The organism is Streptomyces sp. HUAS 31 (assembly GCF_028198125.1).
GTDB classification, from domain to species: Bacteria; Actinomycetota; Actinomycetes; order Streptomycetales; family Streptomycetaceae; genus Streptomyces; species Streptomyces chartreusis.
Genome location: NZ_CP116353.1, coordinates 7,820,620 through 7,842,095 on the forward strand (window position 1 = coordinate 7,820,620; position 21,476 = coordinate 7,842,095).

22 protein-coding genes are annotated in these 21,476 nt (G+C 71.1%); 10 read left to right on the top strand and 12 right to left on the bottom strand.

Translation table 11 applies throughout. From position 1 onward, the window contains the following. Positions 1-6: 6 nt before the first annotated feature. The 3 genes from PGH47_RS34630 (at position 7) to PGH47_RS34640 (ending at position 2,779) form a co-directional block, all read left to right on the top strand. A complete protein-coding gene (locus tag PGH47_RS34630) occupies positions 7-687 on the top strand; it encodes a hypothetical protein (RefSeq protein WP_271666683.1) in 681 nt (226 codons plus the stop codon). Next, positions 684-2,213 carry an FAD-dependent monooxygenase gene (locus PGH47_RS34635; RefSeq protein WP_271666684.1) on the top strand — a complete coding sequence of 510 codons (1,530 nt, stop codon included), beginning with the start codon at positions 684-686 and terminating at the stop codon, positions 2,211-2,213. The genes PGH47_RS34630 and PGH47_RS34635 overlap by 4 nt, the downstream gene beginning before the upstream one ends. Positions 2,214-2,362: 149 nt before the next feature. Beyond that, positions 2,363-2,779, top strand: coding sequence for a hypothetical protein (locus PGH47_RS34640; RefSeq protein WP_271668220.1), 417 nt, complete (start codon positions 2,363-2,365; stop codon positions 2,777-2,779). Positions 2,780-2,803: 24 nt separating this feature from the next. Here PGH47_RS34640 and PGH47_RS34645 read toward each other — a convergent pair whose 3' ends face one another. Next, complete coding sequence (locus tag PGH47_RS34645; RefSeq protein WP_107908384.1) at positions 2,804-3,166, bottom strand: ArsR/SmtB family transcription factor; 363 nt, start codon at positions 3,164-3,166, stop codon at positions 2,804-2,806. 155 nt (positions 3,167-3,321) lie between these two features. Here PGH47_RS34645 and PGH47_RS34650 point away from each other — a divergent pair, with 155 nt between their 5' ends. Continuing rightward, positions 3,322-4,803, top strand: coding sequence for an AlkA N-terminal domain-containing protein (locus tag PGH47_RS34650; RefSeq protein WP_271666685.1), 1,482 nt, complete (start codon positions 3,322-3,324; stop codon positions 4,801-4,803). A 10-nt stretch (positions 4,804-4,813) separates the two neighbouring features. Continuing rightward, positions 4,814-5,296: a methylated-DNA--[protein]-cysteine S-methyltransferase gene (locus tag PGH47_RS34655; protein ID WP_271666686.1), complete on the top strand. Its 483-nt coding sequence runs from the start codon at positions 4,814-4,816 to the stop codon at positions 5,294-5,296. A 10-nt stretch (positions 5,297-5,306) separates the two neighbouring features. On the opposite strand, the gene PGH47_RS34660 is transcribed toward PGH47_RS34655, so the two are convergent. Next, on the bottom strand, positions 5,307-5,675 hold the full coding sequence (locus PGH47_RS34660; protein WP_271666687.1) for a VOC family protein: 369 nt from the start codon (positions 5,673-5,675) through the stop codon (positions 5,307-5,309). A 151-nt stretch (positions 5,676-5,826) separates the two neighbouring features. Here PGH47_RS34660 and PGH47_RS34665 point away from each other — a divergent pair, with 151 nt between their 5' ends. The 4 genes from PGH47_RS34665 to PGH47_RS34680 all read left to right on the top strand — a co-directional run bounded on the left by PGH47_RS34665 (position 5,827) and on the right by PGH47_RS34680 (position 9,445). Then, positions 5,827-6,468, top strand: coding sequence for a hypothetical protein (locus PGH47_RS34665; protein ID WP_271666688.1), 642 nt, complete (start codon positions 5,827-5,829; stop codon positions 6,466-6,468). 105 nt (positions 6,469-6,573) lie between these two features. Continuing rightward, positions 6,574-6,801 carry a ferredoxin gene (locus PGH47_RS34670; RefSeq protein ID WP_271666689.1) on the top strand — a complete coding sequence of 76 codons (228 nt, stop codon included), beginning with the start codon at positions 6,574-6,576 and terminating at the stop codon, positions 6,799-6,801. Beyond that, a complete protein-coding gene (locus PGH47_RS34675) occupies positions 6,791-8,182 on the top strand; it encodes an NAD(P)/FAD-dependent oxidoreductase (protein WP_271666690.1) in 1,392 nt (463 codons plus the stop codon). The genes PGH47_RS34670 and PGH47_RS34675 overlap by 11 nt, the downstream gene beginning before the upstream one ends. A gap of 24 nt (positions 8,183-8,206) precedes the next feature. Beyond that, entirely contained in the window at positions 8,207-9,445 is a 1,239-nt protein-coding gene (locus PGH47_RS34680) for a cytochrome P450 (RefSeq protein WP_271666691.1), read from the top strand. A 122-nt stretch (positions 9,446-9,567) separates the two neighbouring features. Here PGH47_RS34680 and PGH47_RS34685 read toward each other — a convergent pair whose 3' ends face one another. The 3 genes from PGH47_RS34685 to PGH47_RS34695 all read right to left on the bottom strand — a co-directional run bounded on the left by PGH47_RS34685 (position 9,568) and on the right by PGH47_RS34695 (position 12,174). Continuing rightward, on the bottom strand, positions 9,568-10,314 hold the full coding sequence (locus PGH47_RS34685) for an SIR2 family NAD-dependent protein deacylase (RefSeq protein ID WP_271666692.1): 747 nt from the start codon (positions 10,312-10,314) through the stop codon (positions 9,568-9,570). A 161-nt stretch (positions 10,315-10,475) separates the two neighbouring features. Next, positions 10,476-10,982, bottom strand: a complete 507-nt coding sequence (locus PGH47_RS34690; RefSeq protein WP_030955233.1) for an NUDIX domain-containing protein — start codon at positions 10,980-10,982, stop codon at positions 10,476-10,478. Positions 10,983-11,097: 115 nt separating this feature from the next. Next, on the bottom strand, positions 11,098-12,174 hold the full coding sequence (locus PGH47_RS34695; RefSeq protein ID WP_271666693.1) for an ADP-ribosylglycohydrolase family protein: 1,077 nt from the start codon (positions 12,172-12,174) through the stop codon (positions 11,098-11,100). A 192-nt stretch (positions 12,175-12,366) separates the two neighbouring features. On the opposite strand from PGH47_RS34695, the gene PGH47_RS34700 reads away from it, so the two are divergent. Beyond that, entirely contained in the window at positions 12,367-13,485 is a 1,119-nt protein-coding gene (locus tag PGH47_RS34700; RefSeq protein ID WP_107908386.1) for a glycerate kinase, read from the top strand. A gap of 169 nt (positions 13,486-13,654) precedes the next feature. Here the strand turns inward: PGH47_RS34700 and pssA are convergent, their stop codons facing one another. The 7 genes from pssA to ccrA form a co-directional block, all read right to left on the bottom strand. Beyond that, positions 13,655-14,470: a CDP-diacylglycerol--serine O-phosphatidyltransferase gene (pssA, locus tag PGH47_RS34705; protein WP_107907974.1), complete on the bottom strand. Its 816-nt coding sequence runs from the start codon at positions 14,468-14,470 to the stop codon at positions 13,655-13,657. A 22-nt stretch (positions 14,471-14,492) separates the two neighbouring features. Then, on the bottom strand, positions 14,493-15,152 hold the full coding sequence (locus PGH47_RS34710) for a phosphatidylserine decarboxylase (RefSeq protein WP_030948297.1): 660 nt from the start codon (positions 15,150-15,152) through the stop codon (positions 14,493-14,495). Positions 15,153-15,322: 170 nt separating this feature from the next. Beyond that, entirely contained in the window at positions 15,323-16,528 is a 1,206-nt protein-coding gene (locus tag PGH47_RS34715; protein WP_107907975.1) for an acyl-CoA dehydrogenase family protein, read from the bottom strand. A 2-nt stretch (positions 16,529-16,530) separates the two neighbouring features. Beyond that, the gene (locus tag PGH47_RS34720; RefSeq protein ID WP_030948303.1) at positions 16,531-17,043 is read right to left on the bottom strand and encodes a MaoC family dehydratase; all 513 of its coding nucleotides are present in this window, start codon (positions 17,041-17,043) and stop codon (positions 16,531-16,533) included. 5 nt (positions 17,044-17,048) lie between these two features. Further along, the gene (locus PGH47_RS34725; protein WP_030948307.1) at positions 17,049-18,011 is read right to left on the bottom strand and encodes an HpcH/HpaI aldolase/citrate lyase family protein; all 963 of its coding nucleotides are present in this window, start codon (positions 18,009-18,011) and stop codon (positions 17,049-17,051) included. Beyond that, positions 18,008-20,056, bottom strand: a complete 2,049-nt coding sequence (locus tag PGH47_RS34730) for a protein meaA (protein WP_271666694.1) — start codon at positions 20,054-20,056, stop codon at positions 18,008-18,010. Before PGH47_RS34730 ends, PGH47_RS34725 begins: the two co-directional genes overlap by 4 nt. 17 nt (positions 20,057-20,073) lie before the next feature. Beyond that, complete coding sequence (gene ccrA, locus PGH47_RS34735; protein ID WP_126901226.1) at positions 20,074-21,417, bottom strand: crotonyl-CoA carboxylase/reductase; 1,344 nt, start codon at positions 21,415-21,417, stop codon at positions 20,074-20,076. Positions 21,418-21,476: the final 59 nt, after the last annotated feature.

Below are 21,476 nucleotides of genomic sequence, written 5' to 3' on the forward strand. Positions count from 1 at the left end.
GGCGAGATGGCCGCGTTGGTCTCGGCGGCCGCCGCGGTCGTCGGCCTTCTCCTGGCGGTGTTCGGGGTGCCGCTCCTCGGGGGATCCTCGCCCGGCCGGCCCGTCGTCGACGGCGTCGCGGCGGCACCGGCCACGTCGGACACGCCGCAGGCGTCACCTTCGCTCCCGCTGCCGAACGGCTGGCGCCGCATCGCCGCACCGGACCTCAGGGCCGCCTTCGCCCTCCCCGACGACTGGACCCAGGACGTCGACAGTGCCATCCAGAGCAGCTGGAGCTCCCCGGCCGAGGAGCACGCCATGAGCCTCAAGCGCGACTCCTCCTACGGGCCGACGCCGAAGGCCGCCGTCGCCGGTCAGCTGGAGTGGTACCGCGACACACCCAGGTCCGCCATGGCCGACCTGAAGGCCGTCACCCGCCCCACCCGGCAGAACGGCAAGGAAGCCCTGCTGCTGGAGATCGACTACCACTACGCCGACCGGTCGGAGGCCCGCAGACGCGTCGAGGTGTTCGTCGCGGGCAAGGCCGGCCAGGTCTACCAGCTGCTGTTCGACACCGTCGCCACCCGCGAGCGGCTGGCGGAGCAGAAGGAGCTGCTCGCCGCCGCCCGGGGCCGGCTGCTGATCGACACGAGCGTGCGGGGGCGGGAGGAGGCCGGCGGGTCCGCCATGTCTACCGTTGGACCATGACGCCACCACTGGACGTGCTGGTCGTGGGTGCCGGGCCCACCGGGCTCGCGCTCGCCGCTCAACTGCGTTCCTACGGAACCCGGTTCCGTGTCGTCGACCGGTCTCTCGACCGGGTACGGGAGTCCCGGGCGCTCGGCATCCAGCCCCGCACCCTGGAGGCCCTCGCCGGGTTCGGGGTCAGTGAGGAGCTCGTGGCGCGGGGCAACCCGGCGATGGGGCTGCGGCTGCATCTGGGCCGGCGCACGGTGTCCGTGCCGCTCTTCGACATCGGGGCCACCGACACGCCGTACCCCTTCCTGCTGTTCCTGGCGCAGTCCGAGACGGAGAGCGTGCTCGGTGAACACCTGGCCGCGCGGGACGTGACGATCGAGCGTGGCACCGAGGTCGTCGCACTGGAGCGGCAGGGGCCCGACGTCGTCGCACGGCTGCGCGGCCAGGACGGCGCCGAGGAGACCGTGACGGCCCGTTACGTCGTCGGCTGCGACGGCGCCCACAGCACCGTGCGCGCGCGGGCCGGCATCGGGTTCGAGGGGTACTCCTATCCGCAGACCTACCTGCTCGCCGACCTTGAGGTGGACGGGCTGGAACCGGGCGCCGTGCACTCGTACATGACCGGCCGCGGGATGCTGTTCTTCTTCCCGCTCGGCTCGCCCGCGCCCTGGCGCATGCTCGCGATGCGCCCGTCCGACGCCCCCGACACCAAGGTGACCCTGCCGCTGCTGCAAGGGATCGCGGAACGCTACGGCGCGCGGGGCCTCACCCTGCGGGACCCGGTCTGGATGACCGACTTCCGCCTCCACAACCGCGGCGCCGCCCGATACCGCTCCGGCCCGTTCTTCCTGGCCGGCGACGCCGCCCACATCCACAGCCCGGCCGGCGCCCAGGGCATGAACACCGGCATCCAGGACGCCCTCAACCTCGGCTGGAAGCTCGCCCTGGTGTGCCGGGGCGCCGCCCGGGATGAACTGCTGGACACCTACGGCGCCGAGCGGGCGCCGGTCGGCCGTGACGTCCGCCGGTTCACCGACCGTGCCTTCGTCATCGGGACCAGCCGCCACCCGGTCCTGCGTTTCGCCCGGGCCCGGCTCGTGCCCCGCCTCGCCCCGCTGGCCGGGCACGCGACGGCACCCCGCCGACGGGTCTTCCGCACGGTCTCCGAACTCGGCATCCACTACCGTCGCAGCCCCGCCTCGACCACCGGCCCACGCCCGCCCCGCCGAGGCCCACGCGCCGGTGACCGGCTGCCCGACCTGCCCCGCGGGCTCCAGGACCGAGTCGCCGCCCCCGGCTGGCACCTGCTCCTGACGGGCCCGCCGCACCTCTGGCCGGACGAGCGGCTCGCCCCGGTCCTGGCCGGCCGGGCCGACCTCGTCACCGTGCACCGCCTCGGCGACCGGAGCCCCTGGCCGGGCGTCGCCCAGGCACTCGTACGGCCCGACGGCCACCTCGGCTACGTCGCGCGCGGCCCCGAGCCGGACGGGCTGCGCGCCTACGTCGACCGCTGGCTGCCTGCCGAGCCCGCGTGACCGGTGCGGTGAACGGCCGCCGGGCTTGATCCGTACCACTTCTCGTGCACTCACAGCGAGAAGACAAGCGAGGAAACAGCGGAAGCGGAGGCGGCAGAGGGAGCAGAGGCGGCAGCGGAAGCACCCGGCGCCTCACGGCAGCCGGGGTCCTGGTCCTCCTGCTCGCCGCAACCGGATGCGGCGGCGGTGACGACGAAGGAGCCTCCGCGCGGAGCAGTCCGTCCAACGTCGCCGCCACCGTGGCCGGCGTCGTCGCACCGGCGAAGGTCGAGGTGATCGCCGACCTGACCGGATGCAAGGTCAAGATCCGGACCGATGCGGACGAGCTGCGCGAGGGGGTCTGCCACACGAAGCGCGGCGACTACCTCATCACGACGTTCCCCGAGGAGAAGTACAAGCTCACCTGGCTGGACTCGGCCGCGGTCTACGGCGGCAAGTACCTCGTCGGCACCCGCTGGGTGGTCAGCGCCAAACCGAAGCTGCTGGCACAGCTCCGCCCCCAACTGGGCGGAAAGATCCAGGAGTTGCAGGGCGTGGGTCCCGCTCCGGGCCCGAGCGGTTCCTGACGCGCGCGGCGCGTGCGACGCGGCTCACTCGGTCGCGTCGCTGAGGCCCAGCCGCAGATGCTCCACGTGGTACACGGCCTGGTCGAGCAGTTCGGCGACATGGTGGTCGTGCAGCGCGTACACCACCGACCGGCCGCGCCGCTCGCCCACGACCAGGCCCAGATTGCGCAGCAGCCGAAGCTGGTGCGAGCACGCGGACTGCTCCATGCCCACCTCGGCCGCCAACTCCGTGGCCGGCAGCGGCCCTTCGCGCAGGCGCGCCAGGATCAGCAGGCGGGAGGGGGTGGACAGGGCCTGGAGGGTGGTGGCCACCTTGGCCACGTTGGCCGCGTCCAGACGCACGCGCTCGGGGACGTCCTGCGCGGCGGTGACGGCTCCATGACCCATACGCGGCATCTTACCCGGCGTACACAAACACATGAATGATCATTCATGCTTCGAGGTGTGGGCCCCGCAGTGGTGATACGACTGCTCCCAGCGCAGGCCACGTCGATGTCGGATTCTCGCCAGCCCCGGCTGCCGCCGTGGTCGATGCTGGACGTATGCAGAAGGGGATGCACATCGACACGGGGCGCTGTGTGCGCGCCGTTCAGTCCAAGGACGCCCGCTTCGACGGATGGTTCTTCACCGCGGTCGTCACGACCGGGATCTACTGCCGGCCCAGCTGCCCGGTGGTCCCGCCCAAGCCCGAGAACATGCGGTTCCTGCCGAGCGCGGCCGCATGCCAGCAGGCCGGATTCCGGGCCTGCAAGCGCTGCCGCCCGGACACCAGCCCAGGCTCCCCGGAGTGGAACCAGCGCGCCGACCTGGTGGCCCGCGCGATGCGGCTCATCGCCGACGGCGTCGTGGACCGCGAGGGCGTGCCCGGCCTCGCCGCCCGCCTCGGCTACAGCACCCGGCAGGTCGAACGCCAGCTCCTCGCCGAGCTGGGCGCCGGCCCGCTCGCCCTGGCCCGCGCCCAGCGCGCCCAGGCGGCCCGCCTCCTCATCGAGACGACGCCGCTGCCCATGGCGGACGTCGCCTTCGCGGCCGGGTTCGCCTCCATCCGCACCTTCAACGACACCGTCCGCGAGGTCTTCGCCCTCTCACCCAGCGACCTGCGCGCCCGCGCACCCCGCGGCAACCCCGGCAACACCACCGGCGCCCTGACCCTGCGCCTGCCGTTCCGCGCCCCCCTCAACCCCGACAACCTCTTCGGGCACCTCGCCGCGACCGCCGTACCCGGCGTCGAGGAGTGGCGGGACGGCGCCTACCGGCGCACGCTGCGGCTGCCGTACGGCCACGGCATCGTGACCCTGACCCCGAAGCCCGACCACATCGCCTGCCGGCTCACCCTCGGCGACCTGCGCGATCTGACCGTGGCGATCAGCCGGTGCCGCCGCATGCTCGACCTGGACGCCGACCCCGTCGCGATCGACGACCAGCTGCGCACCGACCCGCTGCTCGCGCCCCTGGTCGACAAGGCACCCGGTCGCCGGGTGCCGCGCACCGTCGACGAGGCCGAGTTCGCCGTCCGCGCCGTGCTCGGCCAGCAGGTCTCCACCGCGGCCGCCCGCACCCACGCGGCCCGCCTGGTCACCGCCCACGGCGAGCCGGTCGACGACCCCGAGGGCGGCCTCACCCACCTCTTCCCGGCACCCGAGGCACTCGCGTCGGTGGACCCGGAGTCGCTGGCGATGCCCCGCACCCGCCGTACGACGTTCACCACCCTGGTACGTCAACTCGCCGACGGCGACGTGCGCCTGGGCCCCGACAGCGACTGGCCGGCGACCCGGGCCCGACTGCTGGACCTCCCCGGCTTCGGCCCCTGGACGGTCGACGTCATCGCGATGCGCGCCCTCGGCGACCCCGACGCCTTCCTCCCCACCGACCTCGGCATCCGCCGCGCCGCCCAGGAGCTCGGCCTGCCGTCCACGCCCGCGGCCCTCACCGCACGCGCGGCGGCCTGGCGGCCCTGGCGGGCGTACGCCGTCCAGTACCTGTGGGCGACGGACAGCCACCCCATCAACTTCCTCCCCGTATAAGGAAAGAGCAGTGAAACAGCACACCGTCATCGACAGCCCCTACGGCCCGCTCACCCTCGTCGCCGACGACGGCGTCCTGTGCGGCCTCTACATGACCGACCAGCGCCACCGCCCCGCCGAGGAGACCTTCGGCCTCCGCGACGACACACCTTTCGCGGAGGCCGAGGACCAGCTGAAGGCTTACTTCGCGGGCGAGTTGAAGGAGTTCACCCTCGAACTGCGGATGCCCGGCACGCCGTTCCAGCGCAGCGTCTGGGAACAGCTGAAGAAGATCCCGTACGGCGAGACCCGCTCCTACGGCCGGCTCGCCGACGCCCTCGGCAACTCCGGCGCCTCCCGCGCGGTCGGCCTCGCCAACGGCAAGAACCCGATCGGCATCATCGTCCCCTGCCACCGCGTCGTCGGCGCGAGCGGCAGCCTCACCGGCTACGGCGGCGGCCTGGCCCGCAAGCAGCGCCTGCTGGACTTCGAGAGCGCGGCGGCGCTGTTCTGAGCTCGGCGCCTCAGCCGGCCCGCTCCGCCGCGCTGCGCTCCACGCAGAACTCGTTGCCCTCCGGGTCGGCGAGGACCGCCCAGCCCGTGCCGTCCGGGTTGCGGCGGTCGTCGACCAGCGTGGCCCCGAGGGCGAGGACCCGCTCGACCTCCTCGTCCCGGGTGCGGTCATTGGGCTGAAGGTCCAGGTGCACGCGGTTCTTGACGGTCTTGGGCTCGGGGACGGTCACGAACAGCAGACCCGCGCCCTCGATCAGCACGTCCTCGTCCCCCGGCCTGTTCTCCTCGTGCACGGGCAGACCGAGCACCTGGGACCAGAACCCGGCGAGCCCGAAGGCGTCGGTGGAGTCGATCGTCGTATGGCGGATGTCGGAAGTCATGATCGCAATTCTGGTCCACCGCCGGGGGCCCGCGCAGCGGGTCGCCGTGACCTGTATGGCGCACCTCGCCCCGCCTCCCGGGTGACCCCGGTGGCGGGAGTGCCGCGGCCCCTGGTGTCTGTAAGGGGAAGCAGGCAGAGAGCGGGAGAGCATGGAGCCAGAGCACCGGCACCTCGCGACACCCTGGGCCGCCGGGCTGGCCGGGGTGGTCTTCGCGGTCCTGATGGCCGTGGCGATCGTCCTGGTGCGCGTCGCCCTGCCCCAGGGCGTCGAAGGCAGCGAGGTGAGCATCGACGCCGGACAGCGCGACGCCGTACGGACGGCCCTCGAACTGCTCCCGTTCGCCGGGATCGCGTTCCTGTGGTTCATGGGCGCCCTGCGCGAGCAGGCCGGCCGGGCCGAGGACCGGTTCGTCTCCACCGTGTTCCTGGGCAGCGGCCTGCTCTTCGTCGCCACCCTGTTCGGCGCCGCCGCGGCGGCCGGGACCGTGCTCGCCGAGACACAGCAGGGCTCGCCCTTCGGCCGCGACTACGCCTACGCCCTGCTGACCACGTACGCCATGCGGATGGCGGCGGTGTTCATCCTCACCACCTCGACCATCGGCCGCAGGCTCGGCGTCCTGCCGCGCCCGCTCGTCGTCCTCGGCTTCCTCGCCGGCCTGACGCTGCTCGTGGTGGGCTCCGACGTGCCCTGGTCCGAACTCGTCTTCCCGGGCTGGGCGCTGCTCCTCAGCCTCAACATCCTGTGGGAGCGCCGCCGCCGCACCGGTGCACGGCCGGCCCACCCGACCTGATCGACCCCGCTCACTCGATCGGTCCGCTCTTCGTCGCCGCAACCCGTCCGGGCGCCGAGAGTGGTCGAAGGAGGGTTGACCGGGCCGTTGGAGAGGACCGATCCCGTGGTCAGGATTGCCGTCGATCTGAATCGCTGCCAGGGGTACGCGCAGTGCGCGTTCCTCGCCCCCGACGTCTTCGCCATGCACGGCGAGGAGGCCCTGCTGTACGTCCCGGAGGCCGACGAGGAACAGCGCGAGCAGCTGGCCCGGGCCGTCGCGGCCTGCCCCGTCCAGGCGATCCTCGTCGACGCCTTGGACGTACCGGCCGAGGCGGTGTCCGGTGCGCGGTGACGGGTCCCTGGAACGGCTCAGGCGCGAGGGCCGCATCGTCGTCGTGGGTGCGTCCCTGGCCGGTCTGCGGGCCGCCGAGGCCCTGCGGGACGAGGGCTTCGCCGGGTCGCTGACCGTGATCGGCGACGAGCCCCACGAACCGTACGACCGACCCCCGCTGTCCAAACAGGTGCTGCTCGGCAGGGCCGCGGCCGGGCGCACCGCACTGCCCAGGCTCCGGGCCGTGGACGCCACCTGGCGGCTCGGCGTCGCGGCGAGCGGTCTGGACATGGCCGCCGGGCTGGTGCGACTGGCCGACGGCGACGAGGTGCCCTACGACCGGCTGCTGATCGCCACCGGCGTGCGGGCACGCCCTTGGCCGCAGGAGGCCGAGGCGGAACTCGACGGCGTCTTCGTGCTGCGGACGAGCGACGACAGCGCGGCACTCGCGCGACGGCTCGACGCGGGACCGGAGCGGGTCCTCGTCATCGGGGCCGGGTTCACCGGCTCGGAGATCGCCTCGGCCTGCCGCGAGCGGGGACTGCCCGTCACCGTCGCGGAACGCGCCGCGGCACCCCTGGCCGGCGCCCTCGGCGGCGTGGTCGGGGCGGTCGCCGCCGACATGCAGCGCCACAAGGGCGTGGACCTGCGGTGCGGGGTCATGGTGACCGCCCTGGAGGGCGACGCCTCGGGACGGGTGCGCGCCGCGCGGCTGTCCGACGGCTCCACCGTGCAGACCGACGTCGTGGTCGTCTCGCTCGGTGCCACCCGCAACACCGAGTGGCTCGCCGGGTCCGGACTCGGCGCGGGACCCCGCGGCATCGCCTGCGACGCCGGCTGCCGCGCCTTCGACATCCGGGGGATCGTCACCGACGACATCTACGCCGCCGGCGATGTCGCCCGCTGCCCGCACCCCCTGTTCGGCTACCAGTTCCTGGCTCTTGAGCACTGGGGCAACGCCGTCGCCCAGGCCCGGATCGCGGCCCACAACATGCTCAGCGAGAGCGCCGAGCGCGTGCCCCACATGGAAGTGCCGTCCTTCTGGTCCGCGCAGTTCGGCGTCAACATCAAATCGGTCGGAGTGCCGTCGATGGGGACGGAGATCCTCATCACGCAGGGCTCCCTCGAAAGCCGCCGGTTCGTCGGCGTCTACGGCTACCAGGGCCGCGTCATCGGCGCCGTCTCGTTCGACCACGGCCGCTGGCTGCCGTTCTACCAGGAGCTGATCGAGACGACCGCGCCGTTCCCGCCGCCGTTCGCGACGGTCGACCGGCGCCCCGGCGGACAGCACCCGGTCGACGCGGACTTCCCCGACCCCTCGGTCCCCACCCACGGCCCCACCGTGACCCTCAGCGGCTACTCGCCGGCCGACCGCCGGACGACGTTCACCCCCGCGCACTGACCAGCACGGCCCCGAGGACCCGCCATGACGCAAAGCCTGCTGCACCAGATCCTGGACTACGCCAACCGGGCCGATCCGTACCCGCTGTACGAAGAGCTGCGCAGGACGCCGGTGCACCACGAGGGCGGCGACGGACCGTACGTGATCAGCACCTACCACGAGATCCGCAGCCTGCTGCACGACCCCCGGATCAGCTCCGACGCCCGCAACCTCGCCTCGCCTGCCGACGACCCGCTGCCCGAGGCGCCCCAGGGCGAGGGCGCCCTGCCGCCGGGCTTCCTGAAGCTCGACCCGCCGGAGCACGACCGGCTGCGCCGTATGACGAACCGCCCCTTCGGCCCGCCGCACTCGCCCCGCCGCGTCGACGGCATGCGCCCCGAGCTCCACGACATCGTCACCGGCCTCATCGACGGCATCGGCGACCCGGGCCGGATCGACCTGGTGGAACAGTTCTCGTACCCGTTCCCGGTGACCGTGATCTGCCGGCTGCTCGGGGTGCCGCGCGAGGACGAGGCGCGCTTCCACGGCTGGGCCGACACCCTTGCCGCGAGCCTGGACCCCGACCCGGACGCCGATCCCGCCGAACACGGAAAGGGAGCGCACGACGCCCGGATGCAGCTGGGCATGTACCTGGCCGGTCTGATCGAGGAGCGCCGCAAGAACCCCGGCGACGACATGCTCTCCCAACTGGCCACGGCCGAGGGCGAGGACGGCCCGATGACCACGATGGAGCTGCTCAGCACCGCGGCCCTGCTGCTGATCGCCGGCCACGAGACCACGGTCAACCTCATCACCAACGGAATGCTCACCCTGCTGCGCCACCCCGACGTCCTTCAGCGGCTGCGCACCGAACCACGACTGGCGGTGCCCCTCGTCGAGGAACTGCTGCGCTTCGAGCCGCCGGTGCAGCTGGTGCCGCAGCGCACCACCCTGGCCGACATCGAGGTCCGCGGCGTCACCATCCCCAAGGGCGCCGCCCTCTGGCTGGTCCTGGCGTCGGGCAACCGCGACCCGAAGCGCTTCACCGACCCCGACCGCTTCGACCCGGACCGCCCGGACATCCAGCACCTCGGCCTGGGCAGCGGCATCCACAGCTGCTTCGGCGCCCCGCTCGCCCGCCTGGAGACCCAGCTCGCCCTGTCCGAGCTGGCCCGCAGGCTGGAGAACCCCCGACTGCTCCAGGACCCGCCGCCGTACCGGCAGAACGCGGTGCTGCGCGGCCCGCGCCAACTCCGCATCACCTGCGACGGCATCCGCCCCTAGGGCCTGTCCGGCGGATCAGCTCGGTTCGCGGGGTCCGGCACGCTCGGGTCGGCCGAGATGCGCAGCTCCCTACAGCCGACCTGATCCGCCGGACAGACCCCAGCCCTACCGAGGACCGCCGGTCAGTCCACGTGGCCGCTCTTCACGCCGAGGCCGTGCAGCAGCTCCGGCAGCGCGGTGCCGATGGGCTCGCGGATCACCTCGTCGGCGCGGTCGTCGTACGGTGTCGGCTCGGCGTTGACGATGACGAGCCGGGCGCCGTGGTCGGCGGCGACGCCCGCCAGGCCGGCCGCCGGCTGCACCTGGAGGCTGCTGCCGACGGCGATGAACACCTGGCAGGCCTTGGTGATCGCGAGCGCCTGGCCGAGCACGGACGGGTCGAGCCGCTCGCCGAACATGACCGTCGCCGACTTCAGGACCCCGCCGCACTCCAGGCACGGCGGATCCGCCTCGCCGGCGTCGACCCGGGCCAGGGCGTCCTCCATCGACCCGCGCGCATGGCACTTCGTGCACACCACGCTCCGTGCGCTGCCGTGCAGTTCGAGGACCTTGCGGGCGGGCATTCCGGCGAGCTGGTGCAGCCCGTCGACGTTCTGCGTGATCACCCGCACCGGCACCCCGGACCGCTCCAGCTCGGCCACCGCCCGGTGCGCGGCGTTCGGCTCCGCCTTCAGCGCCCGGTTCCCGCGCCGCATCTGCCAGGAACGGCGCCGGATCTCCGGATCGCCCATGTAGTACTCGTACGTCACGAGCTTCTCGGCCTCCGGGTCCCGGCGCCACAGTCCGTTCGGCCCGCGGTAGTCGGGGATGCCGGAGTCCGTGCTGATACCGGCGCCGCTGAGGAGGGCGACGAGGGGCGGCTTGGTCATGCCCCGAGGGTAGGACGGGGCGATGACGGCGGCTAACGGATTTCCGGGCCGCCGCCACTGCCGTTGACGTCAGTCCTTTTCGCCGTACGGCTCCGGTGGCCCGAACGGCTCGACACGGGGATTCGCGCACGGTCCGCCGGCCCCGGCGCACCCGGCCGGACTCACACGGCGCCGGAGTTCACCCGGTGCCCGTTCTCCAGCTCCACCGTCCCGCCGCCGTCCGCCAGGACGTCCAGCGCGGCCAGGACGCGCCGGCCCAGTGAGCCCGGCAGATGCGCCGTGAGCTCCTCGCGCGCGACCAGCCGCCAGGACAGCAGCTCCTCCTCCTGCAACCGGATCGCCTTGAGTTCGTCCTCGCCGAGGACCCCGCCGTCGTACAGATAGGCCACCAGCGGCGGCCGCCCCGTCCCGTGCACCCAGTCCACCGCGAGCAGCGCGCCCAGCTGCCGGTCCAGGCCGATCTCCTCGGCCGTCTCCCGGCGCGCGCCCTGCCGGGGTGTCTCGCCGTCGTCGGACTCGACCGTGCCGCCCGGAAGCGCCCATCCCTCACGGTAGTTGGGCTCCACGAGCAGCACCCGGCCCTGCGCGTCCCGGAACAGGGCTGCGGCACCGGCGAGGACGCGGGGGAGACCCGCGATGTACGTGGCGAAGTCTTGCGTGGTGGTCATTGGGGAAGCGTAACCAGCCCGCGCAACCACACCCTCGGCCCAGAGCAGCACCCCGCGGAGCGGACCGCGGACGGCGAGCCGTGGAGAGAACCCGGCGCCCGCCCCTCCCGCCGCCCTATTGCTCATCCGCCTCCGCCAGCCGCACCGTCCGCTCCGCCAGCTCGCTGATCCGCGCCCCGTCGAACCCGAACACCGCGCTGCGCACCATGTCCTCCAGCGGCTCGGTCCACTGCCCCGGGATGGCCCGCGCCCCGGTCAGTACACCCGCCACCGAACCGGCGGTCGCCCCGTTGGAGTCGGTGTCCAGGCCGCCGCGGACGGTGAGGGTGATGCTGCGGGTGAAGTCGCCGTCGCCGTACAGCAGCCCGGCGGTGAGCACCGCGGCGTTCGGGACGGTGTGGATCCAGCCGAGCCCCGCGGTCTCCTCGGCCACCGTGGTGAGCGTGTCCTCCCAGGTCATCCGGGTGTCGTGGAGCGAGACGACACGGCGCACGGTCCGCGCGAGACGACTGCTCGCCGGGATCACCGCGAGCGCCTGGTCGACCGCCTCCCGGATGGTGGACGCCGTGAACGCGGCCGCGATCAGCGCAGCCGCCCACATCGCGCCGTACACACCGTTGCCGGTGTGGGAGAGCACCGCGTCCCGGCGGGCCAGCGAGGCGGCGCGCCGCGGGACGCCGGGGCAGGTCCAGCCGTAGATGTCGGCGCGGATGAGAGCGCCGATCCACTCCTGGTACGGGTTGTCGTACGTCGCGGTCAGCGGCGGCTTCAGCCCGTTCGCGAGATTGCGGTACGCGGCCCGCTCCGCCGTGAAGGTCTGGAGGTACGGCAGCCGCAGCAGCCACAGGTCCCCCACCTGCTCGGTGCTGAAGCCGAAGCCGTGGGTCTCCAGCAGGTCGAGGCCGAGGATCGCGTAGTCGACGTCGTCGTCCCGGCAGCTGCCGTGGATACGGCCGCGCACGCACTGGCGCCACTCCGGGCGCAGCTCGAAGCCGTCGGCCTCGCTGGGGGGCTCGGGGAGATAGTCGGTGAGCGGCAGGGCGGCGGCCTGCCGCAGATACTGATCGATTCGGTCCCGCGTCCACAGGTCGCCCTGCTCGACCGGTTTGCCGAGCATGTTGCCCGCGATCCGGCCCAGCCAGCCTCCGAGGACGCGGTCGGCGAGCTCTGGCTCAGTGCCCACAGGGGTCATAGGACCGGTTTACCCAATTCCGGGGGCGTCCGCTCGGGGTTCGGCCGGTACGCACAGCGGGCTCGCACGGCGTTCTCAGGCTCCGGGCAGGGCATGACGCCATGGGCCTCCTCCGGTTAAGGTCGCAGCGGCGCGACTGGCCTTGACGTGCGCGAGGCCCGGAGAGCAAGGGGAAAACAGGTGACACAGCGCGTGCTCATCGCCGCGGACAAGTTCAAGGGGTCGCTGACGGCCGTGCAGGTCGCCGAGCGAGTGACCGCCGGTCTGCGCCGGATCGTGCCGGACGTCCAGGTCGAGGCCATGCCCGTGGCCGACGGCGGCGACGGCACCGTGGACGCCGCGGTCGCGGCCGGCTTCGAGCGGCGGGAGGTCCGGGTCGCCGGGCCCCTCGGGCACGAGGTGAGCGCGGCGTTCGCGCTGCGCGGCGACACGGCGGTCGTGGAGATGGCCGAGGCGAGCGGCCTCCAGAGGCTGCCCGCGGGCGTCTTCGCGCCGCTCACGGCGTCCACCTACGGCTCCGGGGAGCTGCTGCGGGCCGCGCTGGACGCCGGTGCCCGCACGATCGTGTTCGGCGTGGGCGGCAGCGCCACGACGGACGGCGGCGCCGGCATGCTGACCGCGCTCGGCGCGCGCTTCCTGGACGCGGACGGCGAGCCGGTGGCGCCGGGCGGCGGCGGCCTCGGCGACCTCGCCACGGCCGACCTGTCGGGCCTGGACCCGCGACTCTCCGCCGTAGACCTGGTGCTCGCCAGCGACGTCGACAACCCGCTGACCGGCCCGAAGGGCGCCCCGGCCGTGTACGGCCCGCAGAAGGGGGCCTCGCCGGACGACGTGGAGACGCTGGACGCCGCGCTCGCGCACTTCGCGAAGGTGCTGGAGGAGTCGGTGGGCTCCCGGGCCGCCGAACACGCGGCCGCGCCCGGTGCCGGGGCCGCGGGCGGCATCGGCTACGGCGCCCTCCTCCTCGGCGCCCGCTTCCGCCCCGGCATCGAGGTCATGCTCGATGTCCTCGGCTTCGCGCCCGCGCTGGAGCGGGCCGACCTCGTCATCACCGGCGAGGGCTCCCTGGACGAGCAGACCCTCCACGGCAAGGCACCGGCCGGCGTCGCCGCCGCCGCCCGCGCCGCGGACAAGGAGGTCGTCGCGGTCTGTGGTCGCCTTGCCCTGGCGCCGGAGGCACTGGGCCGGGCCGGGATCAGGCGGGCCTACCCACTGACGGAGATCGAGCCGGACGTGGCCAAGTGCATCGCGGAAGCGGGCCCCATCCTGGAACGCTCGGCGGAAAGAATCGCCCAGGACTTCCTGTCCTGACCCCGGGGCTGACCTACTCAGCCCGTCCGGCGTTTGAGGACGAGGCCCGTTCAGGGCCGATGCGGGGGTCTGGGGGCGGCAGCCCCCAGGAGGGCCGGCACCAGCGCCGCGTGCGGACAAGCGAAGGGCCCCGAACCAACCCGGTCCGGGGCCCAAGCCAAGCGCAGCGTTACGGCTGAGCCGCCCGCGCCTCCCTGCGGTTGTCGCGGAAGTTGTTCACCCGGCGAGCCGTGGCGAACAGCGGGATCACCGCGCCCATCACCAGCTGGAGCGCGCAGCCCGTCTGGAGGAGGAGCTGGCCGCTCGGGGCGTCGAACGCCCAGGCGGCGAGCAGACCCATGCTGACCACGATCCAGGCGAGCATCGCCACCGCGAGACGGCCCCGCGGCTTCGGGTACTCGACGCGGCTCACCATCAGCCAGGCCGTACCGAGGATCGCCAGCAGCGTCGCCACGAAGGGCAGCTCCAGCAGGACGATCGACACCACCGTCAGCGCGCCGAACGGCGAGGGCATGCCCTGGAACATGCCGTTCGGCGGTGTCACGCAGGAGAATCTCGCGAGCCTCAGCACCACCGCCAGCAGTACGACGATCGCGCCGACCGCCGCCACCCGCTGGTGGGCGTCATCGGCGACCATGCCGTAGACCAGGACGAAGTACGCCGGCGCCAGACCGAAGCTGATCAGGTCGGAGAGGTTGTCCAGCTCGGCACCCATCGGGGAGGAGCGGAGCTTCCTCGCGACCAGGCCGTCGAACAGGTCGAAGACCGCCGCGCACAGCATCAGGATGACCGCGGTGGCCGCGCTGTGGCGGGCCATGCCGGTCTCCTGGTCACCGGTGAGGTGCGGGATCAGGATGCCGGTGGTGGTGAAGTACACCGCCATGAAGCCGCACGTCGCGTTGCCGAGAGTGAGGGTGTCCGCTATCGACAGGCGAAGAGAGAGGGGCATCTCCTCTTCTTCGTCCACCTCGTCGGCCTCGGGCACCCAGCCCGGCTGGGTCTCAGGATCAATCACGGTCAATGCGAGTCACCCCAGCCACGGTCTTCTGCCCGACCTCGACCGCGACCTCCACGCCCTCGGGCAGGTAGATGTCGACTCGCGAGCCGAAGCGGATCAGACCGATCCGGTCGCCCTGCTCGACCTTCGTCCCCTGCGGGACGTACGGGACGATACGGCGGGCCACCGCGCCGGCGATCTGGATCATCTCGATGTCACCGAGCTCGGTGTCGAAATGCCAGACCACACGCTCGTTGTTCTCGCTCTCCTTGTTGAACGCCGGAACGAACCCGCCGGGGATGTGCTCCACAGAGGTCACCGTGCCGGAGAGCGGCGCACGGTTGACGTGGACGTTCAGCGGGCTCATGAAGATCGCGACGCGGGTGCGGCCGTCCTTCCACGGCATGATGCTCTGCACCACACCGTCGGCGGGCGAGATGACCCGGCCCTGGGCGATCTCGCGCTCGGGGTCGCGGAAGAACCACAGCATGCCCGCCGCGAGAGCGGTGGCGGGCACGGCGACGGCCTTGGCGACGCCGGAGCGGCGTGCGCGCAGCAGGCTGACGGCTGCGGTGGCGACGGTCGGGAGAAGCCACGGCGATGCTCCGCGCGCGAGGCGTACGCCGCCGACCTGGCTGTCGCGTGGTGCAGAGGTTTGGCTGTGGGGCATGGATGACCTTCGTAGCGGATGATGCCGCGCGGTAACAGGGGACGGCGGCTTTCCCGGGATGGTACCGGTCGTGGGCCACAACTGGGCAAGCCAGGAAGCCGAGTCGGCGGCCGAAGAGTGTTGACGGGGTGTGATCTTCTTCTCCAAGAAAACACCCCGTATCCGGACATTCAGCCCTGGAAGCGATACTCTTCGAGCAACCGGCGACCGATGATCATTTTTTGGATCTCGGCAGTTCCTTCACCGATCAGCAGCATCGGAGCCTCGCGGTAGAGGCGCTCGATCTCGTACTCCTTGGAGAAGCCGTAGCCGCCGTGGATCCGGAATGCATCCTCCACGACCTCCTTGCAGTACTCGGAGGCGAGGTACTTCGCCATCCCAGCCTCAAGGTCGTTTCGTTCCCCGGAGTCCTTTTTGCGTGCCGCGTTCACCATCATGGCATGCGCGGCCTCGACCTTGGTAGCCATCTCGGCCAGCTTGAACTGAATGGCCTGGTGCTGGGCGATCGCCTTACCGAAGGTGTGTCGTTGCTGTGCGTACTGAACGCCCAGCTCGAACGCACGCTGAGCGACGCCGCAGCCACGCGCCGCCACATTGACGCGGCCGACCTCGACGCCGTCCATCATCTGGTAGAAGCCGCGCCCGGTGACGCCGCCGAGCACTCGATTGGCCGGAATTCGCAGGCCGTCCATGATGAGCTCGGTCGTGTCGACGCCCTTGTAGCCCATCTTGTCGATCTTGCCGGGGATGGTGAGGCCGGGGCGGACCTCTCCGAAGCCGGGCTCCTTCTCGACGAGGAAGGTCGTCATCGACTTGTGGGGCGCCGTGCCCTCGGGGTGTCCTTCGTCACTTCGGACGAGAACGGCCACCAGACTTGACGTGCCGCCGTTCGTCAGCCACATCTTCTGGCCGTTCAGGACGTACTCCTCGCCGTCCTTCACCGCCTTCGACGTGATCGCCGACACATCCGAGCCCAGGCCCGGCTCCGACATCGAGAAGGCGCCGCGGATGTCGCCGGCCGCCATCCTCGGCAGGAAGTGGTCCTTCTGCTCCTGCGTGCCGTGCTGCTTGAGCATGTACGCCACAATGAAGTGGGTGTTGATGATGCCGGACACCGACATCCACCCGCGGGCGATCTCCTCGACGCACAGGGCGTATGTCAGGAGGGACTCGCCCAGGCCGCCGTACTCCTCGGGGATCATCAGGCCGAACAGGCCCAGTTCCTTGAGGCCGTCGACGATCTGCTGCGGGTACTCGTCGCGGTGCTCCAGCTCGGTCGCGACCGGGATGATCTCCTTGTCCACGAAGTCGCGGACGGTGGAGAGGATCTCCTGCTGGATGTCCGTCAGACCTGCGGTCTGGGCGAGTCGCGCCATGGCTACTTCTCCTGCTCCTTGAGCTCGGGGCGACCGGGCTGCTCGCCGCCGCGCTCCTTGATGTACGTCTCGGTCGGCACCATCACCTTGCGGCGGAACACGCAGACCAGAGTGCCGTCCTGCTTGTAGCCCTTGGTCTCGACGTAGACGATGCCGCGGTCGTTCTTCGACTTGGACGGCCACTTGTCGAGCACGGTCGTCTGGCCGTAGATCGTGTCGCCGTGGAAGGTCGGTGCCACGTGCTTGAGCGACTCGATCTCCAGGTTGGCGATGGCCTTGCCGGAGATGTCCGGCACGCTCATGCCGAGCAGCAGCGAGTAGATGTAGTTCCCGACGACGACGTTCTTGCCGAAGTCCGTCGTCTTCTCCGCATAGTTCGTGTCCATGTGGAGGGGGTGGTGGTTCATCGTGAGGAGACAGAACAGGTGGTCGTCGTACTCCGTGACCGTCTTGCCCGGCCAGTGCTTGTACGTCGCCCCGACCTCGAACTCCTCGTAGGTGCGTCCGAACTGCATCGCGCTCAGGCCTCCGGGATCTCGAACTTCGACGTGCGCTGCATGCCGGCGGCCCGGCCCTTGCCGGAGATGACCAGCGCCATCTTGCGGCTGGCCTCGTCGATCATCTCGTCGCCGAGCATCGCCGAGCCCTTCTTGCCGCCCGCCTCGGACGTGTAGTAGTCGTACGCGTCCAGGATCAGCTCGGCGTGGTCGTAGTCCTCCTGCGACGGCGAGAAGATCTCGTTGGACGCCTCGACCTGGCCCGGGTGCAGCACCCACTTGCCGTCGAAGCCGAGCGCGGCGGCCCGCTGGGCGACCTCGCGGTAGCCGTCGATGTTGCGGATCTGGAGGTAGGGGCCGTCGATCGCCTGGAGGTTGTTGGCGCGGGCGGCCATCAGGATCTTCATCAGGATGTAGTGGTAGGCGTCCGCCGGGTAGCCGGGCGGCTGCTCGCCCACGACCAGCGACTTCATGTTGATGGACGCCATGAAGTCGGCCGGGCCGAAGATGATGGTCTCGACGCGCTGGGACGCCGTAGCGATCTCGTTGACGTTGTTCAGGCCCTGGGCGTTCTCGATCTGCGCCTCGATGCCGATCTTGCCGACCTCGAAGCCCATCGTCTTCTCGATCTGCGTCAGCAGCAGGTCGAGGGCGACGATCTGCTCGGCGGTCTGCACCTTCGGCAGCATGATGCAGTCGAGGTTCTGGCCGGCGCCCTCGACGACCGTGACGACGTCGCGGTACGTCCACTCGGTCGTCCAGTCGTTGACGCGCACGACCCTCGTCTTGCCGGTCCAGTCGCCCTCGTTGAGGAACTTGACGATGGTGTGCCGCGCCTCGGGCTTGGCGAGCGGGGCGCACGCGTCCTCGAGGTCGAGGAAGACCTGGTCAGCCGGCAGACCCTGCGCCTTTTCGAGGAAGCGCGGGTTCGAGCCCGGTACGGCCAGGCAGGAGCGCCGCGGGCGAAGGCGGTTGACGGTCGTCATGCGGGGACCTCCAGGGGGTCGAGCTTGTTCGCTTTCCGGATCTCGTCGGCGATGCGGCCGATGATTCCGGTGATGTCGAAGTCCTTCGGGGTGAAGACGGCGGCCACTCCGGCGGCCCTGAGCTGGTCGGCATCACCATTCGGGATGATGCCACCGGCGATCACGGGTATATCTGTGGCACCGGCCACACGGAGCCGCTCCAGCACGTCGGGCACCAGCTGGGCGTGCGAACCGGACAGGATCGACAGGCCGACCGCGTGCACGTCCTCGGCGAGGGCCGCGTCCACGATCTGTTCCGGCGTCAGCCGGATGCCCTGGTAGACCACCTCGAAGCCGGCGTCACGCGCACGGACGGCGATCTGCTCGGCACCGTTGGAGTGCCCGTCCAGGCCCGGCTTGCCGACCAGGAAGCGCAGCTTGCCGACGCCGAGGTCGTCCGCGGTCAGCTGGACCTTGCGGCGGACGAGGGACAGCGCGCTGCCCTCCTCGGCCGGGACGGCCACCGGAGCCGACGAGACACCCGTGGGCGCCCGGAACTCGCCGAACACCTCGCGCAGGGCCCCGGACCACTCGCCGGTCGTGACACCGGCGCGGGCGCACTCCAGGGTGGCCTCCATGAGGTTGTCGGTGCCCTTGGCGGCCTCCTTCAGCCTGTCCAGCGCCTTGCACGGGCGCGGGTGGTTGAACGGCGGCTGGTAGCGGGTGTCGCGCCAGTGCTCCAGGCCCGCGATGACCCTGGCCTCGACCGCCGGGTCGACCGTCTGGATCGCGGTGTCCAGGTCGGCGGTCAGCGGGTTGGGCTCGGTCGTCTCGAAGATGTTGACGCCGATGATCTTCTCCTGGCCGGACTCGATACGAGCGCGGCGCTCGGCGTGCGAGGAGACGAGCTGCGACTTGAGGTAGCCGGACTCGACGGCGGCCATCGCGCCGCCCATCTCCTGGATCCGCTCGATCTCGGCGAGCGACTCCTCGACGAGCTTTACGACCTTCGCCTCGATGACGTGCGAGCCCTCGAAGATGTCCTCGTACTCCAACAGGTCGCTCTCGTGCGCCAGGACCTGCTGGATGCGCAGCGACCACTGCTGGTCCCAGGGCCGGGGCAGACCCAGCGCCTCGTTCCAGGCGGGCAGCTGCACGGCACGGGCACGTGCGTCCTTCGACAGCGTCACGGCCAGCATCTCGAGGACGATCCGCTGGACGTTGTTCTCCGGCTGCGCCTCGGTCAGGCCGAGGGAGTTGACCTGGACGCCGTACCGGAAGCGGCGCTGTTTGGGGTTCTCGATGCCGTAGCGCTCGCGCGTGACCTGATCCCAGATCCGCCCGAACGCCCGCATCTTGCACATCTCCTCGATGAAGCGGACGCCCGCGTTCACGAAGAAGGAGATACGGGCCACGACGTCCCCGAACTTCTCCTGGGGGACCTGCCCTGAGTCGCGCACGGCATCGAGAACCGCTATCGCGGTGGACATCGCGTACGCGATCTCCTGGACCGGGGTGGCGCCCGCCTCCTGCAAGTGGTAGCTGCAGATGTTGATCGGGTTCCACTTCGGGATGTGGGAGACCGTGTACGCGATCATGTCCGTCGTCAGCCGGAGTGAGGGCCCCGGCGGGAAGACATGGGTCCCCCGCGACAGGTACTCCTTGACGATGTCGTTCTGGGTCGTGCCCTGGAGCTTGGTGATGTCCGCGCCCTGCTCCTCGGCGACGACCTGATAGAGCGCCAGCAGCCACATGGCGGTGGCGTTGATCGTCATCGAGGTGTTCATCTGCTCCAGGGGTATGTCCTGGAACAGCCGGCGCATGTCACCGAGATGGGCCACCGGCACGCCGACCCGGCCGACCTCGCCGCGGGCGAGGATGTGGTCGGAGTCGTAGCCGGTCTGGGTCGGCAGGTCGAACGCGACCGACAGACCCGTCTGGCCCTTGGCGAGGTTGCGCCGGTACAGCTCGTTGGACGCCTCGGCCGTGGAGTGACCGGCATAGGTCCGCATGAGCCACGGCCGGTCCTTCTCCCGCTTGCCTTCGGCGGGCTGACGCTCAGTCATCTATGACCCCGGGTGTCTCAGACGTTGCGGAAGCGGTTGATGGCGTCGATGTGCTTGGCGCGCATCTCCTCGTCGCGCACGCCGAGACCTTCCTCGGGGGCGAGGCACAGCACGCCGACCTTGCCCTGGTGGAGGTTGCGGTGCACGTCGAACGCGGCCTGGCCGGTCTCCTCCAGGGAGTAGACCTTCGACAGGGTGGGGTGGATCTTGCCCTTCGCGATGAGCCGGTTGGCCTCCCAGGCCTCGCGGTAGTTGGCGAAGTGCGAGCCGATGATCCGCTTCAGGGACATCCACAGGTAGCGGTTGTCGTACTCGTGCATGTAGCCCGAGGTCGAGGCGCACGTGGTGATGGTGCCGCCCTTGCGGGTGACGAAGACGCTCGCGCCGAAGGTCTCGCGGCCGGGGTGCTCGAAGACGATGTCGATGTCCTCGCCGCCGGTGAACTCGCGGATGCGCTTGCCGAAGCGCTTCCACTCCTTCGGGTCCTGGGTGCGCTCGTCCTTCCAGAACTTGTAGCCCTCGGCGTTGCGGTCGATGATCGCCTCGGCGCCCATCGAGCGGCAGATGTCCGCCTTCTGGTCGCTGGAGACGACACAGATCGGGTTGGCGCCGCCGGCCAGCGCGAACTGCGTGGCGTAGGAGCCCAGTCCGCCGCTCGCGCCCCAGATCAGGACGTTGTCGCCCTGCTTCATGCCGGCGCCGTTGCGGGAGACCAGCTGGCGGTAGGCGGTGGAGTTGACCAGACCGGGAGCGGCGGCCTCCTCCCAGCTCAGGTGGCCCGGCTTCGGCATCAGCTGGTTGGACTTGACGAGCGCGACCTCGGCGAGGCCGCCGAAGTTCGTCTCGAAGCCCCAGATGCGCTGCTCGGGGTCGAGCATCGTGTCGTTGTGGCCGTCCGAGGACTCCAGCTCGACGGACAGGCAGTGCGCGACGACCTCGTCACCGGGCTTCCAGGAGTTCACGCCGGGGCCGGTGCGCAGGACGACGCCCGCGAGGTCGGAGCCGATGATGTGGTACGGCAGGTCGTGGCGCTTGGCCAGGTCGCTGGTGCGGCCGTAGCGCTCGAGGAAGCCGAACGTGGACAGCGGCTCGAAGATCGAGGTCCACACCGAGTTGTAGTTGACCGAGGAGGCCATGACGGCCACCAGGGCCTCGCCCGGGCCGAGCTCGGGCAGCGGCACCTCGTCGAGGTGGATCGACTTGCGCGGGTCCTTGTCACGGGTCTGAAGGCCCGCGAACATCTCCGTCTCGTCCTTGTGCACGGTGATCGCGCGGTACGACTCGGGGAGCGGCAGGGCGGCGAAGTCGTCCGGCGTCGAGTCCGGCGACTGGATCGCGTCCAGAATGGCCTGAGTGGTCACGGTGTTGCCTCCGGCGATGCGCACCCTGAGGGAGGGGTGCTGAGGGTTACGTCGGTGCT